This window comes from Amycolatopsis sp. GA6-003 (assembly GCF_046267895.1).
GTDB lineage: Bacteria > Actinomycetota > Actinomycetes > Mycobacteriales > Pseudonocardiaceae > Amycolatopsis.
Map to the genome: position 1 here is coordinate 6,594,731 of NZ_CP176499.1, position 14,312 is coordinate 6,609,042.

8 protein-coding genes are annotated in these 14,312 nt (G+C 71.3%); 4 read left to right on the plus strand and 4 right to left on the minus strand.

Annotated elements, in window-relative coordinates:
• Positions 1 to 54: 54 nt before the first annotated feature.
• Together F9C12_RS29965 and F9C12_RS29970 are read right to left on the minus strand one after the other, a co-directional pair.
• Entirely contained in the window at positions 55 to 3,675 is a 3,621-nt protein-coding gene (locus F9C12_RS29965) for a BTAD domain-containing putative transcriptional regulator (protein WP_409462596.1), read from the minus strand.
• A 63-nt stretch (positions 3,676 to 3,738) separates the two neighbouring features.
• Positions 3,739 to 6,978, minus strand: a complete 3,240-nt coding sequence (locus tag F9C12_RS29970; protein WP_409462597.1) for a BTAD domain-containing putative transcriptional regulator — start codon at positions 6,976 to 6,978, stop codon at positions 3,739 to 3,741.
• Positions 6,979 to 7,298: 320 nt separating this feature from the next.
• On the opposite strand from F9C12_RS29970, the gene F9C12_RS29975 reads away from it, so the two are divergent.
• From F9C12_RS29975 to F9C12_RS29990, 4 genes are all read left to right on the plus strand, one after another.
• Positions 7,299 to 7,562 carry a WXG100 family type VII secretion target gene (locus F9C12_RS29975; protein ID WP_409185099.1) on the plus strand — a complete coding sequence of 88 codons (264 nt, stop codon included), beginning with the start codon at positions 7,299 to 7,301 and terminating at the stop codon, positions 7,560 to 7,562.
• Positions 7,559 to 7,822 (plus strand): hypothetical protein, encoded by a 264-nt coding sequence (locus F9C12_RS29980; protein WP_409462598.1) that lies wholly within the window; start codon positions 7,559 to 7,561, stop codon positions 7,820 to 7,822. Before F9C12_RS29975 ends, F9C12_RS29980 begins: the two co-directional genes overlap by 4 nt.
• 102 nt (positions 7,823 to 7,924) lie before the next feature.
• A complete protein-coding gene (locus F9C12_RS29985; RefSeq protein WP_409185101.1) occupies positions 7,925 to 8,560 on the plus strand; it encodes a LuxR family transcriptional regulator in 636 nt (211 codons plus the stop codon).
• Between the two features lie 10 nt (positions 8,561 to 8,570).
• The gene (locus F9C12_RS29990; protein WP_409462599.1) at positions 8,571 to 9,893 is read left to right on the plus strand and encodes an amidase; all 1,323 of its coding nucleotides are present in this window, start codon (positions 8,571 to 8,573) and stop codon (positions 9,891 to 9,893) included.
• 1,112 nt (positions 9,894 to 11,005) lie between these two features.
• On the opposite strand, the gene F9C12_RS29995 is transcribed toward F9C12_RS29990, so the two are convergent.
• Both F9C12_RS29995 and F9C12_RS30000 read right to left on the minus strand, forming a co-directional pair.
• Positions 11,006 to 12,148, minus strand: coding sequence for a cell division protein DivIVA (locus F9C12_RS29995; RefSeq protein WP_409462600.1), 1,143 nt, complete (start codon positions 12,146 to 12,148; stop codon positions 11,006 to 11,008).
• A gap of 120 nt (positions 12,149 to 12,268) precedes the next feature.
• On the minus strand, positions 12,269 to 14,260 hold the full coding sequence (locus F9C12_RS30000; RefSeq protein ID WP_409185104.1) for an SDR family oxidoreductase: 1,992 nt from the start codon (positions 14,258 to 14,260) through the stop codon (positions 12,269 to 12,271).
• Positions 14,261 to 14,312 lie beyond the last annotated feature (52 nt).

Consider the following 14,312-nt stretch of genomic DNA (forward strand, 5'->3'; position numbering starts at 1 on the left):
TTCCGGCCGGGCCTCCCGCGCCTGCCGACCGTCTCCGGCCACCCCCGACTTTCGTCAACCCGTCCGGCGCGCCACGGCCGTCGCCAGTTCGCTGCGCGACGGCGCGTCCAGCTTCCCGAGCAACCGCACGACGTGCGCCTGGACCGTCCGCCGAGGCAGCCGCAGCTCCGTCGCGATCTCCGGATTGGACCGGCCAGCCGCGACGAGCCGGGCGATGCGAACCTCCAGCGTCGACAGCGATTCCCAGCCGTGCTCGGGCCGCGCCGACGCCACCGAAGACCCCCGCTGCACGCCGACCGCCTGCAACCGCGTCTCCGCGTGCTCCAGATTCCACGCCGCCGAAAGTTCCGTGTACAGCGAAGCCGCCTCGTCGAACGCGGCCTGCGCGGCGTCCAGCCGGCCGACCCGGGCCAGCAGCACCGCCGAGTCCTCCAACGCACTGGCCAGCTCTGGTTTCCGCCCCACCGCACGGAAATGCTCGACCGTCCGCAAAACCGGCTCCGGATCCTCGCCCAGCAACCCGCGGCACCATTCCGCGGCCGCGAACGCCCGCGCCGGTTCGAGTTCCTTCTCCGCCTCCTCGACGCACACCGCCAGCGCCCGTTCCGCCGCGGCCCGGTCGCCCGCCGCCAACGCGATTTGCGCGAACTGCGGCAACCATTGATGCCGCAACATCATCTGCGCGTAAGTCGGATTCAGGATCGGTTCGAACACGGTGATCGCCTTCCGCAGATCACCCTGCTGATAGGCGACCAGCGCGTGCGCGGCGAGCAAAAAGTCGAAACTCTCGCGCTCGGCACTGGTCGCGGGCGCGTGCTCCTCCGCGGCGTCCAGCAGCGCGGCCGCCTGCGCGTGCTCGCCCCGCCGCGCCGCGATGAGCGCCGCGACCCCGTGCAGCAGCAGCGCCGCCGCGCCAGGTTCCCGCAGGCCGAAGAACGTGATCGCCGGACCGTCCTCGGTCACCGTGTCCAGCTCCACCAGCGCTTCGTCCCACCGGCCTTCCCAGTACCGGTGCACCGCGACGGAAACCTGCAGTCCGCTGGGCATGCTGTGCCGCCGCGTCACCTCGGCGGCCTCCTGCAGCGTGCGGTTCGCGTCGTCCAGCCGGTCGAGGTTCTGCAGCGTGAAGACGCGGTTGTCCAGCAGGTCCAGGTGCAGATCGGCCAGCTCGTGCTCGTCGCCGACCGCCGCGATGGCCTCGTCCACATGCTTGAGCGCGCTGGCGTGGTGCCGCCGCACGGAATCGACCAGCCACAAGGTCTGCAGCGCGTGCGCGGTGAGGTAGGCGTCGCCGTTCGCCTCGGCCCGCGCGCGATGGGCGTTCTTCTCCGCGACGTCCAGGTCGTCGAGCCCGCCGCGCCGGAAGTTCGCGAGCAGATGGCGGCCCCGAACCCGCCACAGCTCCGGAACCCCGGGGTCCTCCGCCGGATTCCCGAGCGTCTCCACCGCGAGCTGCACGTCGCCGCGGCGGAACCGCATCGCGGACAAGACGTGGCGCATCTCGGCGGCGTTGTCCGGATCTCGCGATACCGCGAGTGCTTGCAGCGCAAGGTCTTCCGGGCTCCGTTCGAGCCGGAACAGCACCCGCACCAGCGCGACCAGCAGCGGCTCGCGGCGCGGATCGGCATCCTCGACCACGGCGAGCGCGCGCTCCAGCAGCTCGACCGCGATCAGCGGGGCCCGGTTCGACACCGCGCTCTGGTGCTCCACGAGCCAGTCCAGCACCCACGGGTCCACAGTGGACGGAACGGCCACGAGCTGCTCGGCGACCCGCTTCACCGGCGCGCCGATCTTGGCCAGCGCTTCGGCCGCCTGCCGGTGCTGCCGGGCCCGGGTTTCCGGCGGCAGACGGTGGTACAACGTCTGCCGCAGCAACGGAAGCCGGAACGCGAGCTGGGTCCCGGTGTCGAGCAGGATGTTGTCCGCGACGGCCTCTTCGAGCGGGCCGAGCAGGTCCGACGGACGCTGCCCGAGCACCGCCGCTATGTCGCCCACCTCGAACTCCATGCCGAGGATCGCGCCCCAGCCCAGCACGTGCCGGGTCTTCGCGGGCAGCAGCTCCAGCCGCCGGTTGACCGCCGCGACGATCGACTCCGGCGGCTCGAACCGCTGCGGATCCGGGACGTCGGCGAGTCCGTCGCGATGCTCGACCGCGCCCGAATGCACCAGCGCGTCCAGCATTTCCTTGAGGTACATCGGATTGCCGTCGGCGCGCGCGACCAGGTCCCGCAACCGAGGACCGGACTCCGCGCCGATCTGCCGCCGCAGCAGGGAGAAAACGGCGTCCTCGCCGAGCGGTCCGAGGTCGAGCACGACCCCGTCGCGCGTCTCGACCCCGCGGCGCAGCTGGGTCAGCTCCGGCCGCTCCGGGGCCGGTCGCGTCGCGGCGACCAGCAGCAACGGCAGCTGCCGGGCGGCCGCGGACAACCGGTGCCACACCAGGACACTCGACTCGTCCGCCCACTGCAGGTCGTCGACCACGAGCAGCAACGGCGATTCGGCGCACAACTCGTCAACGAGCGCGAGCAGCCGGTCCACCGAGTCCAGCACCGGGTCGCCCACGCGTCGCACCGGTTCCTCGCTGCTCAGCGCGACGCGCGCCCGGCGTGGATCCGGCGAATGCGGGTCGATCGCCAGGCATTCGTGCATCACCTGCAGCGGGAACCGCATGCTCAGCTCGTCCGCGGCGACCCAGGCGACCTGCAGGCCGCCGGCGTCGCCGAACGCGTGCGCCAGCAGCTCCGACTTCCCGATCCCGGGCTCGCCCTCGATCCACACCGCCCGGCCGCGGCCCGCCCGCACCTGCTCCAGCAGCCGGTGCAGCTTGCCGACCTCGGCTTCCCGGCCGAGCAACGGTTCCCGCGGCGCCCGCACGACCGGTGCGGGCATCGCCGGCCGCCGCAGATCCAGCGCCGGGTCCTCGGCGAGGACGCGCTGGTGCAGTTCGCGCAGTCCCGGCCCGGGCTCCACACCCAGCTCGGCGCGCATCGTCTGGCGCGCGTCTTGGAACACGTCGAGCGCGTCGGAATGCCGGCCGCTGCGGTAGAGCGCGAGCATCAGTGAGGCCCGCAGCGATTCTCGCAGCGGGTACTCGGCGGTGAGCGCGGTCAGCTCAGCGATGATTTCCTGGTGGCCGCCCATTTCCAGTTTGCTGCGGGCAGCCCGGTCGAGCGTGTCCAGCCGCAGCTCGGCCAGGTACGCGCGATGCCGCTCGGCGAAGTTGCCCGGCACCCCGGACAGCGCTTCGCCGTGCCACAGCTTGAGCGCCGCGCTGAACTCGGCGACCGCCCGGTTGTGCGCCCCGGCCTCGGCCTCGCGTTTGCCGTTTTCCCGGTGCTGCTCGAACCTCGCCGCGTCCAGCGCTTCCGGTGCGAGGTCGAGCGTGTAGCCGGCCGGACCGGAGCCGAGCACGGTCGACGCGGACCACCGGGTGCGTTCCGGTTCCAGCGCGCGGCGCAGCCCGGAGATGTAGGTGTGCACGCTGCCTTCGACACTGGCCGGCGGCGCATCGCCCCAGACGCCCGCGATCAGCTCGGCGCGCGGCACCGGCCGTCCGGCGGCGATCGCCAGCATGGCGAAGACCGCCCGCTGCCGCGCGGGTCCGAGCGAGATTTCGGTCGTCCCGCGCCAGGCGCGCAGCGGGCCGAGCGCCGTCACCCGCACATCCCCTGGCATGCCGTTCCATTCGCCGTGTTGACCGAGTTTACCGATCGATCATGGACGCGAGTCCACCCCGGTTCACTCTCCCGCCGCACGCGCGCGGACCGGACTGGCCCGCCGGATGCCGTACGGCTGCATCCGCGTCTCGGCCCGCCGCACGTCCCAGGCCGCGCCCACCGAGGTGTAGCTCGTGAGTGCGGTGAGGAAGGCGGTGCGCGCCTCGTCGAGACGGCGGTACTCGGCGAGCAGGATCGCGGCGTCCTCGCTGGCCCGAGCGTGCTTGAGCATCCGCCCGGCGGACTCGTAGTGCGTGGCGGCGGCGAGAATCGCGTCCGGATCGGCGGTGACCAGGCCCCGGCAGTGCGCGGTCGCCGCGGTGTGCGACGGCGGAGTGTCGTACCCGCTGGTGTCTCCCATCAACCGCAGCGCCCGGAACGCGTGCGGCTGGTCGCCGAGCTGCATGGCGAGCCGGGCGAGATCGGGCAGCCACTGCTGGCGTGCGGCGGGAGGGTAGTTCTGCTCCAGCAACGGCAGCAGCGCGGCGAGCGCGGCGTCCGGATCGCCTTCCAGTTCGGCGAGCTGGGCGCGCGCGGCGAGCAGATAGTCGCCGCCGTTCGGTTCGAGACCGTGCGGAAACTGGTGCCGGGCCGCGGCGTCGAGATGCGCGCGAGCTTCGTCCGGTTCATCCCGATGACTCGCGATCAGCGCGCCGACGCCGTGCACCAGCAACGCCGATCCCGGGCTGCGCAACACATACGACGCGGTTTCCGCACCGCCCCGGATCACCGTGTCCAATTCGGACAGTGCCTCGCCCCAGCGGCCGCGCCAGTAATAGTGCACCGCACCGGCCAGGTGCATTTCGCCGGGCACCGCCCGGGTCGCGGCCAGCCTTCGCGCGGTGCTCAGGTCGGCGTCGTTGTCGAGACCGTCCAGCACGCCAAGCTCGGACAGATCCGGTGCGGCCGCTTGATGGTCGACGGCGAACCGTTCGATGGTCGCGCGCAGGGTTTCGTGCCGCCCCCGCCACATCTCCGGCACCTTCGGATCAGCCAGCGTGCGGCGGACTTCCGCGGCCGCTTCGGCGAATTCGCCGCGACGGTAATAGATGTAGGCGAGGATCCAGCGCATTTCCGCGGCCTGCCTGCTGTCTTTGGTGCGCGCGACGACCGACCGCGCCTCCGCCTCCGGTTCCCGGCCGAGCCAGAACAGCAGCCGGGCGAGCGTGGCGGTGAGCGGTTCCCGGGCCTCGGCGGGCAGCACCGCCTGCTTGACCACCTGCTTGAGCAGGTCCACCGCGATCCGCGGCGACTGCGCGGCAACCGTGCCGATGTGCTCGACCAGCCAGTTCGCCACCCACGGGTCCACCTGCGCGGGTGCCGCGGCCAGTTGCTCGGCGACGCGTTCCGCGCCCGCCCCCGCTCCGTCGAGCGCCTCGGCCAGCTGCCGGTGCAGCGCGACGCGCATCGCGGCTGGCGTCTTTTCGTACAACACGCGGCGCAGCAACGGATGCCGGAACGCGAGCAGGTCTCCCGACTCGACCAGCACTCCCGCGGTGAGCGCCTCCTCGACCGCGGCGACGAGCGCGGTCGGCGCGCGTTCGGTGGCGATCGCGATGTCGGCGAGCGAGAATTCCTTGCCCAGCAAGGCCGCCCAGCGCAACAAGTCTCGGGCGGAGCTGGAAAGGAAGATCAGGTACAGCGTGATTCGCGAGCCCAGCGGCGACGGGATCGAGCGGCACGAGGAACCGTCGACGATCGCGTGCGCGCCGTCGAGCAGGATCATCGAATTGGCCAGCAAGGTTTCGACGATTTCCGTGGCGTAGCGAGGATTTCCGGCGGCGTGGCCGAGCAGCAGCGAGAACATCCGGTTCGGCGGCGCGCCAGTGAGGTCGGCGGCGATCTTGCGAATGTCGTGTTCCGGCAACGGTTCCAGGCGCAGCAGCGAAGTGGCGCCGGAGGACAGTTCCGCGGCGAGCGCTTCCAGGGCGGCCGAACGGGGGAGCGGACGGCTCGCCCCGACGAGCAGCAGCGGCAGCCGCCGGGTTTCGCGGGCGAGGTGTTGCCACACCTGCAGCGTGGTGTCGTCGGCCCACTGCAGATCGTCGACCACGAGCGCGAGCGGACCGTCCGCGCAGAGTTGCCGGACCAGCCCGAGAATGCCCTGGACCGGGTCCAGCTCCGGGTTCTCGGCGAGCGCCACCGCCAGTTCCGCGCGGCGCAGATCCGAGGCACGCGGGTGCACGCCGAGCGCGTCCAGCAGGGGGCGCAGGGCAAAGCCCTGGTCGAGCGAGTCGGCGGCGGCGAACAGCGCGGGGTAGCCGGCTTCGTGGGCCAGCGCGACGGTTTCGGCCAGCAGCGCGGTCCGGCCGATCCCCGGTTCGCCCTTGACCCACACGCAACGGCCGAGGCCGCCGCCGAGACCGGCGACGGCCTCGCCCAGCAGCTGCAGCTCGGCTTCCCGCCCGACGAACGTCGCCGGCCGCGGCGGCAGCACCGGCAACGGAAAGCGCGGGACCTTCGTGGCTGGCGCGGGCGTGGCCGCCTGATCGGCGGCCAGCAGTTTCTCGTAAAGCTCCCGCAGCGCTGGCCCCGGCTCGGTGCCGGACGCCTCGACCAGCCGCTCGCGCAGCTCGGTGTAGACGGTGAGAGCCTCGTGGTGCCGCCCCGCCTGGTCGAGTGCTCGCATGAGCAAACCGTGCAGCGGCTCCCGGAACGGATGCTCCGCGGCGAGTTCGCCGAGCTGCGTGACGAGCCCGGCGGACTCGCCCGAGTCCATCGCCAGCTCGGCCCGGCGTTCGACGGTGGCCAGCCGGAGTTCCTCCAGCCGCACCCGCTGCGCGGCGGCGTAATGCCCGGACAGGCATTGCAACGGCGTGCCGTCCCACTCCGCGAGAGCCCCGTCGAGCACGCTCCGCGCCTCGGCCCGGCGTCCCTCGGAGAGCAGCCGGTTGCCGAGGTCGCGCAGCGCGGTGAAACGGTGGACGTCGATCTGCTCCGGTTCGACGCACAGCGAATAGCCGGATCCGGTGGACGCGATCAGCCGCGATTCGGCCCCTTTGCGGCGGTCCGGTTCGAGGACGCGGCGCAGCCCGGAGATGTAGGTGTAGATGCTCCCTTGCGCGCTGGCCGGGGGCGCGTCGCCCCACACTGCGTCGATGAGCACTTCGCGGGAGACGGTGCGGTTCGCCGAGAACGCGAGCACCGCGAAGACTGTGCGCCGATGAGCGGAACCGAGGTCGAGCTGCCGGTCGCCGAGCCAGGCTCGCACCGGTCCGAGCAGCTGGATTTCCGGCGCCGGGACGCCGCCGGATGCCGACATCGGTCTCCCTTCACGCGCTGACGGATCGTCACACGCCGGATGCCTCTGGTGAGCTTACGCCGAAAAGGTGACGTGGCGGGACCGCCCCAGGTTGCTTTTGCCGGTCTTGTCCAGCGAATTGTCCGCCTGACAGGGGCGCGGGGGAGGACTGCCGGTGAACGCCGGGCAAACCGGCCGGACGGTTCGGCAGGCACACCTGCCGTGACAAAGGGGCATCGCCCGCGCGCTCCGGTTTCCGGACGGGAATCCCTGCGGCAGCCTCGAGAAGGATCCCGCGCGCTCGATTCGCGGCTTCGGCGCGCGGGCGGGGAGGAGGAGGCGTGGACCTGGGGGCGAGGTTCGCGGCGGCGATCGACGCCGCGAACGCCTGTTTCGGCACGGTGAACAGCGAAATGGCGGCCCTGCAGGCGTCGTGGCGCGGCGAGGCGGCGGTCCGGTTCGGCCAGGCGATGAACGATTGGGAGCAGCAGTTCGATCGCATTCTGGCAAGTCTGGCAGATCTCGTGGACGTCGCGCGCGGTACGGCCGCGTCCAGCACCGTTGAGCGCTCAAATGAGCACCTGCGGTGCGCCGAGCCTCGATGAACGGCGATCCTGGCTTCGAGCAGGCCGCCGAGGTGCTGTCCCGGATCCGCCGCACGAGCGGCGACCTCGGCGCGGTGCTCGCCGAACTGGAGTCCGCGGTGGAGCCGGAGGTGGCCGGCTGGCCCGCCGCCGCGCGAGCCCGGTACCGGGAGGCCAAACGGGAGTGGGCCACCGCGCTCGACCGGATGCCCGAATGCCTCGACCGGGCGGCGCAAGCCTTCCGCGAGATCACCGCCGAGGACCCGAAAAGAGGCCGCTGAACAGCGAAAACCCCGGTTCTCTTCACTGGCCTTCACGAGCGCGCCAGAAAACGTGAAGTCTCGCCGGACACACTGCGTCCAGGCAATGTGAAGGGGGTAATCGTGAAGCTCGTGAAGGTGGCGGTGCTCGCCTCGGACCCGATCACCCGGGCCGGAGCCGCGAGCTTGCTCGGTTCGCGCCCGGAGCTGGTGCTGCTCGGCCAGGAGGCGGCGAGCCAGGCGGACGTGGTCCTCGTGATGGAGGAGCACGTGACCGACCGGGTGCTGTCGCAGGTGCGGGAGCTCGGCAGGCAGTCCGAGCAGCTGACCGGCCCGCATCTGGTGATCGTGGTCGACCATTTCCGCGAGAGCGACCTGATGACGGCCGTCGAATGCGGCGTCGTCGCGATCCTGCCGCGCCGCGAAACCGGCGGCGGCGAACTGGTCTCGGCAGTGCTGGCCGCCGGCGACGGCACGGCGACGCTCCCGCCGCGGCTGCAGGGCGCGCTGCTCGCCCAGGTGCAGCGGATGCGCCGCGACGTGCTGGAGCCGAACGGCCTCACGCTGTCCGGCCTGGCGTCGCGCGAATGCGACGTGCTGCGGCTGGTCGCCGAGGGGTACGGCACCGAGGAGATCGCGACGAAGCTCTGTTATTCGGAGCGGACGGTCAAGAATGTCCTTTATGGCCTGATGACCCGATGCGGGCTGAACAACCGGGCGCACGCGGTGGCGTATGCCTTGCGCGCCGGGGCGATCTAATGTGCTGAGCATGGCGCAGACGGCGGTAGAGATCGCTCGCGGAGTGCGGGCAGGAGAGCTGGACCCGGTCCAGGTGACCGAGGAAGCACTCGCCCGGATCGCAGCAGCGGACGGCGTCGTCGGCGCCTTCCGCCGAGTGCGTTTCGCCGAGGCACGAGCCGAAGCCGCCGAAGTCGCGGCCCGCCCGGACCTGGCTGTGCTGCCGCTGGCTGGCGTCCCCGTCGCGGTCAAAGATGTCACCGAGGTCCACGGTGAATACCAGGGCTGGGGCTCGGAAGCCGGACCCCGCACGGTGGCCGATTCCGACGGCCTGATCGCCACCCGATTGCGCGCGGCAGGCGCGGTGATCGTCGGCCTGACCCGCGTGCCGGAGCTGTGCATCTTCCCGACCAGCGACGACCCCACCGGAATCGCCCGCAACCCCCGGAACCCGACCTTCACCGCAGGCGGCTCCTCCGGCGGAAGCGCCGCCGCGGTCGCGGCCGGCCTCGTCCCCATCGCCCACGGCACCGACGGCCTGGGCTCGATCCGCCTGCCCGCCGCGATGTGCGGAATCGTCGGCCTGAAACCGGGCCGAGACGTAGTCCGCGAAGACGCCCCCGGCTGGTTCGGCCTCTCCACCCACGGCCCGCTGACCACCACGGTCGCCGACGCCGCCCTGCTGATGTCCGTACTGGCCGACCGCCCGGAATGGGCCACGCCGACGACTCCGGACCCGGTGCGCATCGCGACCTCCACCCAGGTCCCCTTCACCCGAGCCCCGCTGCCGCGCCCGCTGCGCGCCGCCGTCGACCAAGCCGCGGACCTCCTGGCCTCGGCTGGCCACACGGTAATCTCCGCGACCCCCGCCTACCCCCTTCGCACCCTGGCCGGCCTGCTCGCCCGCTGGTTCGCCGGCCCGGCCGAGCAAGCGGCGGGGTCGTTCGACCTGTCGCGCCTGCAACCCCGCACCCGAACCCACGTCCGCCTGGGCCGCCTGACTTCGCGCCTGGTCACCGACCGAGCCCGCGACGAATGGCAGGCGATCGCAGCGCAGTTCTTCAATTCGCACGACGTGCTGGTAACCCCGACGCTCGCCACGCTGCCCCTGAAGGCCCGCCCCTGGCACCGCAAACCCTGGCTGACGAACGCGGTCCCGTCCGCGAGAGTGGCCGCGTTCACCGGCCCGTGGAACCTGGCCGGATACCCAGCGCTGTCCGTGCCGGTGTTCCGCCACCCCGCCCACGACCTGGCGATGTGCGTGCAACTGGTGACTCGACCGGGTGGAGAACCGCTGCTGCTGGGGTTGGCGGCACAACTGGAATCGAGGAACCCCTGGCCGCGCACGGTTTAGGGTCGCTGCCTTTCAGGGACTTGGCCGCGGGCTTGGCCGTGCGCGGGGCTAGGTGCTGGGCTTGTCCGCAGCCTGGCGGCGGGGACTTCGCGCCGGTGGCCGTGGGCCTTTCCGCTGACCCGTCGTTTGTCGTCGAACCCTGCACAGACTCGGCCGCACAGCCGATCCGGATGGGGACGGTGGGCTGGCTGCGAGCCGCGTGAGTTGCTGCTTGTCTGCCCTTTGTGGCTGGGCTTGGCACCGTTGGACGTGGGCTTTCCCAGTCGTCTTGGCCGCGGAACGGAGCGGGCCGTGCCGATCCGGGTTGGGATTGGCGGGCCTTTCAGGAGCTGTGGTTGGCACCGTTCGCCGTGGAGCCTTCCCGGTCGTCTTGGCCGCGGAGCCGAGCGGGCCCGCCGATCCAGGGTGGGGTCGGCGGGCTTCCTGCGAGCTGCGGGTTTAGGTGCTGGGCTTGCCTGCCGTCTGTGGCTGGGGCTTGGCACCGTTGGGTGTGGGTTTTCCCAGTCGTCTCGGTTGCGGAACCGAGCGGCCCGCCGATCCAGGTGGGGGTCGGTGGGCTGGCTGTGGAGCCGGGTTAGGTGCTGGGCTTGCGTGCCGTCCGCAGCGAGGACCTCGCGCCGTTTCCCCGCCGAGCTTTCCGGCCCGTCGTTCGCCGTAGAGCCGTTCCCGGCCGTGCTGGCCGGAGCTGAGCGGGCTCGCCGATCCGGGTCGGGATTGGCGGGCGTCCGGTGAGCCGGTGAGTTGCTGGGCTCGTCTGCCCTTTGTGGCCGGGGCTTGGCACCGTTGGCCGTCGAGGGTTCCCAGTCATCTTGGCCGCGGAACGGAGGGGCCCGCCGAACCGAGTTGGGATGAGCGGACTGCCTGCGAGCTGTGTTGGCACCGTTGGCCGTGGAGCCGTTCCCGGTCGTCTTGGTCGCGGAACCGAGCGGCCCGCCGATCCAGGGTGGGGTCGGCGGGCTTCCTGCGAGCCGCGTGGGTTGCTGGGCTTGCCCGCCGTCTGTGGTTGGGAGTTGGCTCCGTTCGCCGTGGAGCCATTCCCAGTCGCCTTTGCCGCAGAACGAAGCAGGCCCGCCGATCCAGGTTGGGATCGGCGGGCCTCCTGCGAGCCAGGGTCAGTTGCTGGGCTTGCCAGCCGTCTGCGGCTGGGACTTCGCGCCGTTCGCCGTCGCGCCGTTGCCGTTCTTCGTGCCGTTCCCCGCCGGGCCTTCCGACCCGCCGTTCGCCGTCGAGCCATTCCCAGCCGTCTTGGCCGCCGAACCGTTCCCAGCCTTCGGCTTCGGCGACGGTGCGGCCTTCGTCTCAACCGGTCCGGGCGACGGGTCCGGCTTTGCCGCGTCGTCGCCGCCCACGAGTTTCGACGCTGCGGGCAGCACTGATTCCGACGGCAGCGCCGTCAGCAGTCCTTCGCTGCGGCTGAGGACCTCGTCCGCCAGTGCCAGGTTCTTGCGGGCCTGTTCGCGGATCTCGGCGAGCCGCTCGACCTTGCGCGTCGCCGCGGTGGTGCGCTGGGCCGCCTGCGTGGTCGCTTCGTCGAGGCGGCGCTTGGCCTCCGCCGTCGCTTCCTCGACGCGGCGGGCCGCCTCCGCGGTGGCTTCCGCGATGCGGCGTTCGGCCTGGTTTTTGCTGGCCGTGCGCTGGTCGGCGATCATCTTTTCGTGCGCGGTGCGCTCGGCGGTGATCTTCGCGTCGAAGTCGCGCTCGATCTTGCGGCGCTTGCGCTCGGCTTCGTTGTCGAGGAGTTCCCGGCGCTGCGCCGCCTCGACCGTCAGCCGCTGCACTTCGGCGCGGGTTTCCTTCAGCGCGGCCTCGTGCTCCGAGTGCAGCGCTTCGGCCTGCTTGTCCAGCTCCTCGACCAGGCGGCGGTACCGCTCGCGCAGCTTCGTCGACGCCTCGGTGGACGACGCCCAGTGCTTCTCGGCCGCCACCTGCGCGCGCTTGGTGATCTCCTCGGCCCGCGCTTGTGCGAGCGTGACGGTGCGCTGCATCCGCTCGTCCAGGTCCTCAAGACGCTCCGGCGGCTTCATCAGCTCCTCGACCCGGGCCTGAAGCTTCGACACTTCGCCGCGCGCCGTCTCGAGTTCGCGCGACAGCGTGGCGACCTGGGCGGCCGCCGCGTCGCGGTCGGTGATCAGCCGGTGCAGCTGGGCCTCGAGGTGGTCGAGGTACTGCCGCACCTCGTTACGGTCGAAGCCGCGCCAGGCTTCGGTGTACTCGCGCCGCAGCGGGAGGAGGCCGTTGTCTCGCTCGGGAACCATGCCCACGACCGTACCCGCGCACCTGGCGTGCGTGCCGCCAGGAGTGGTGAATCACCGCCCCGGGTCGGTTCTTCGTCGCGATCTCGCCTGAACGGCCTCACCCGCCGCGCGAAGCCGTCACTACCAGTGGAAGCCGCGCGACAACCGGGCCAGCGCCATCGCCGCGCGGGACAGGTGTTTTTCTCCCCTTCCGATCTTCAGTTTCCCGCTGCCGCCCGCCGCCGCGGAGTCCGGGAAAATCCGGAAACCCTGGTACGCGATCGCGTCGGTCAGCCCCGGCGCGAGCGTGTAGGTCAGCCCGATCGCCTGGCCCGCCGGGGTGCCGATGTGCTTCGGCCGCCGGATCAGCGCTTTCATCACCATGTCCGCCGCCTGTTCCGGCGATTTCGTCGGGAAGGCGTCGTAGATCTTCGTCGGCCGGATCATCGGCGTGCGCACGAGCGGCATGTGGATGGTGGTGAAGGTGATCCCGTCGCCGTGCGTTTCGGTCGCCGCGATCCGGGAGAAGTAGTCCAGCGCGGCCTTCGACGCGGCATAGGCGGAGAACCGCGGCGCGATTCCCTGCACGCCGATCGAGGACACGTTCACGATGTGCCCGAATTTCCGCTCCGACATGTGCGGGAGGACCGCGAGGATCAGCCGCACCGCGCCGAAGTAGTTGATCGCCATCGCGCGCTCGTAATCGTGCATCCGGTCGTACGACAGCTTGATCGACCGCCGGATCGACCGGCCGGCGTTGTTCACGAGCATGTCGATCCGGCCGTGTTCGGACAGCATCGCGTCGACCGCCTTGTGCACCGAATCCTCGTCGGTGAGGTCCGCCGGGTACACCGACGCGGTGCCGCCCGCGGCGATGATCTCGTCGCGCACCTCTTCCAGTTCGTGCTGCCGCCGCGCGACCAGCAGCGGCACTCCGCCCGCCGCGGCGACCTTCAGCGCGGTGGCCCGGCCGATGCCCGACGACGCGCCGGTGATGATCACCCGGCGGCCGTCCAGTTCGCCGCGCGGACCGTGTTTGCGCGCGCGGAACGGGTCGAGGTGTTCGCGCCAGTAGCGCCACAGCGTCGGGGCGTATTCCTCGAGCCGCGGCACCTCGACCCCGCTGCCGGCCAGCGCTTTCCGCGTTTCCGCGGACGCGAACACCGACGGGAACGCCATCGTTTCCAGCAGCACCGGCGGAATGCCGAGCCGCTCCAGCACCGCGTCGCGGGCGATGGTGAACCCGGGAATGTGCTCGCTCAGCTTGACCAGCCCGACGATTCCCTTCGACACCTTTTCGCCGAGCTGCACGGTGATCGTCGGCGCCCCGGCGGCGCGGGCGAACGCGTTGTAGACCGACACCACCGGCTGCGGTTCGGGATTCACGAGGTGGAAGGCGCGGCCGTCGAGACCGGGCTTGACCACCAGCTCCAGCAGGGCTTTCGCGACGTAGTCGACCGGAACCACGTTGGTGTCGCCCAGATCCGGGCCCGCGGACGGGAGGTCCGGCAGCCCGGCGAGCCTGCTGATCGCGGGGAACAGGTAGTACGGGCCGTCGATCTTGTCCATCTCGCCGGTCTGCGAATCGCCGACCACGACCGCGGGCCGGTACACCCGCCACGGCACCTCGTGCTGTTCCCGGACGAGCTTCTCGGCCTCGAACTTGGTCCGGTGGTACGGCGTGATCAGCCGCTGGCCCACGTCGAACATGTCCTCGGTGAACAGTCCTTCGTGGTCGCCGGCGACGGCGACCGACGAGACGTGGTGCAGGCATCCGGCGTTCAGGTCCGCGGCGAGGTCGAGGACGTTCCGCGTGCCGTCCACATTGGCCCGGACGCTGGTTTCGTCGTCGGCGGTGAGGTCGTAGAGCGCGGCGAGGTGGATGACGTGGTCGACGCCGCGCAGCGCCTCCCGGTCCGCTTCGGACACTCCCATCAGCGGTTCGCCGAGGTCGCCGGTCACGAGCGTCACGCGGTCCGGATGCGGCCATCCGTCGACGAGCGCGGCCAGCTTCTCCCGCGACGACGCGCGCACCACGAGCGCGACCCGTTCCACGTCCGGCCGGGTGAGCAGCTGCCGGGTGACCTGGCGCCCGATCAATCCGGTCGCACCGGTCACCAAGAACTTCGCCATCTCCATCACCCTCCGCCGTGCCGCCGCCTTGACCCATGGGCATTCTGCTGCA

What these genes read in the sequence shown, in the direction of transcription:
- F9C12_RS29965 (WP_409462596.1), bottom strand. Translation starts at nt 3,675, where the DNA reads ATGCCAGGGGATGTGCGGGTGACGGCGCTCGGCCCGCTGCGCGCCTGG.
- F9C12_RS29970 (WP_409462597.1), bottom strand. Translation starts at nt 6,978, where the DNA reads ATGTCGGCATCCGGCGGCGTCCCGGCGCCGGAAATCCAGCTGCTCGGA.
- F9C12_RS29980 (WP_409462598.1), top strand. Translation starts at nt 7,559, where the DNA reads ATGAACGGCGATCCTGGCTTCGAGCAGGCCGCCGAGGTGCTGTCCCGG.
- F9C12_RS29990 (WP_409462599.1), top strand. Translation starts at nt 8,571, where the DNA reads ATGGCGCAGACGGCGGTAGAGATCGCTCGCGGAGTGCGGGCAGGAGAG.
- F9C12_RS29995 (WP_409462600.1), bottom strand. Translation starts at nt 12,148, where the DNA reads ATGGTTCCCGAGCGAGACAACGGCCTCCTCCCGCTGCGGCGCGAGTAC.
- F9C12_RS30000 (WP_409185104.1), bottom strand. Translation starts at nt 14,260, where the DNA reads ATGGCGAAGTTCTTGGTGACCGGTGCGACCGGATTGATCGGGCGCCAG.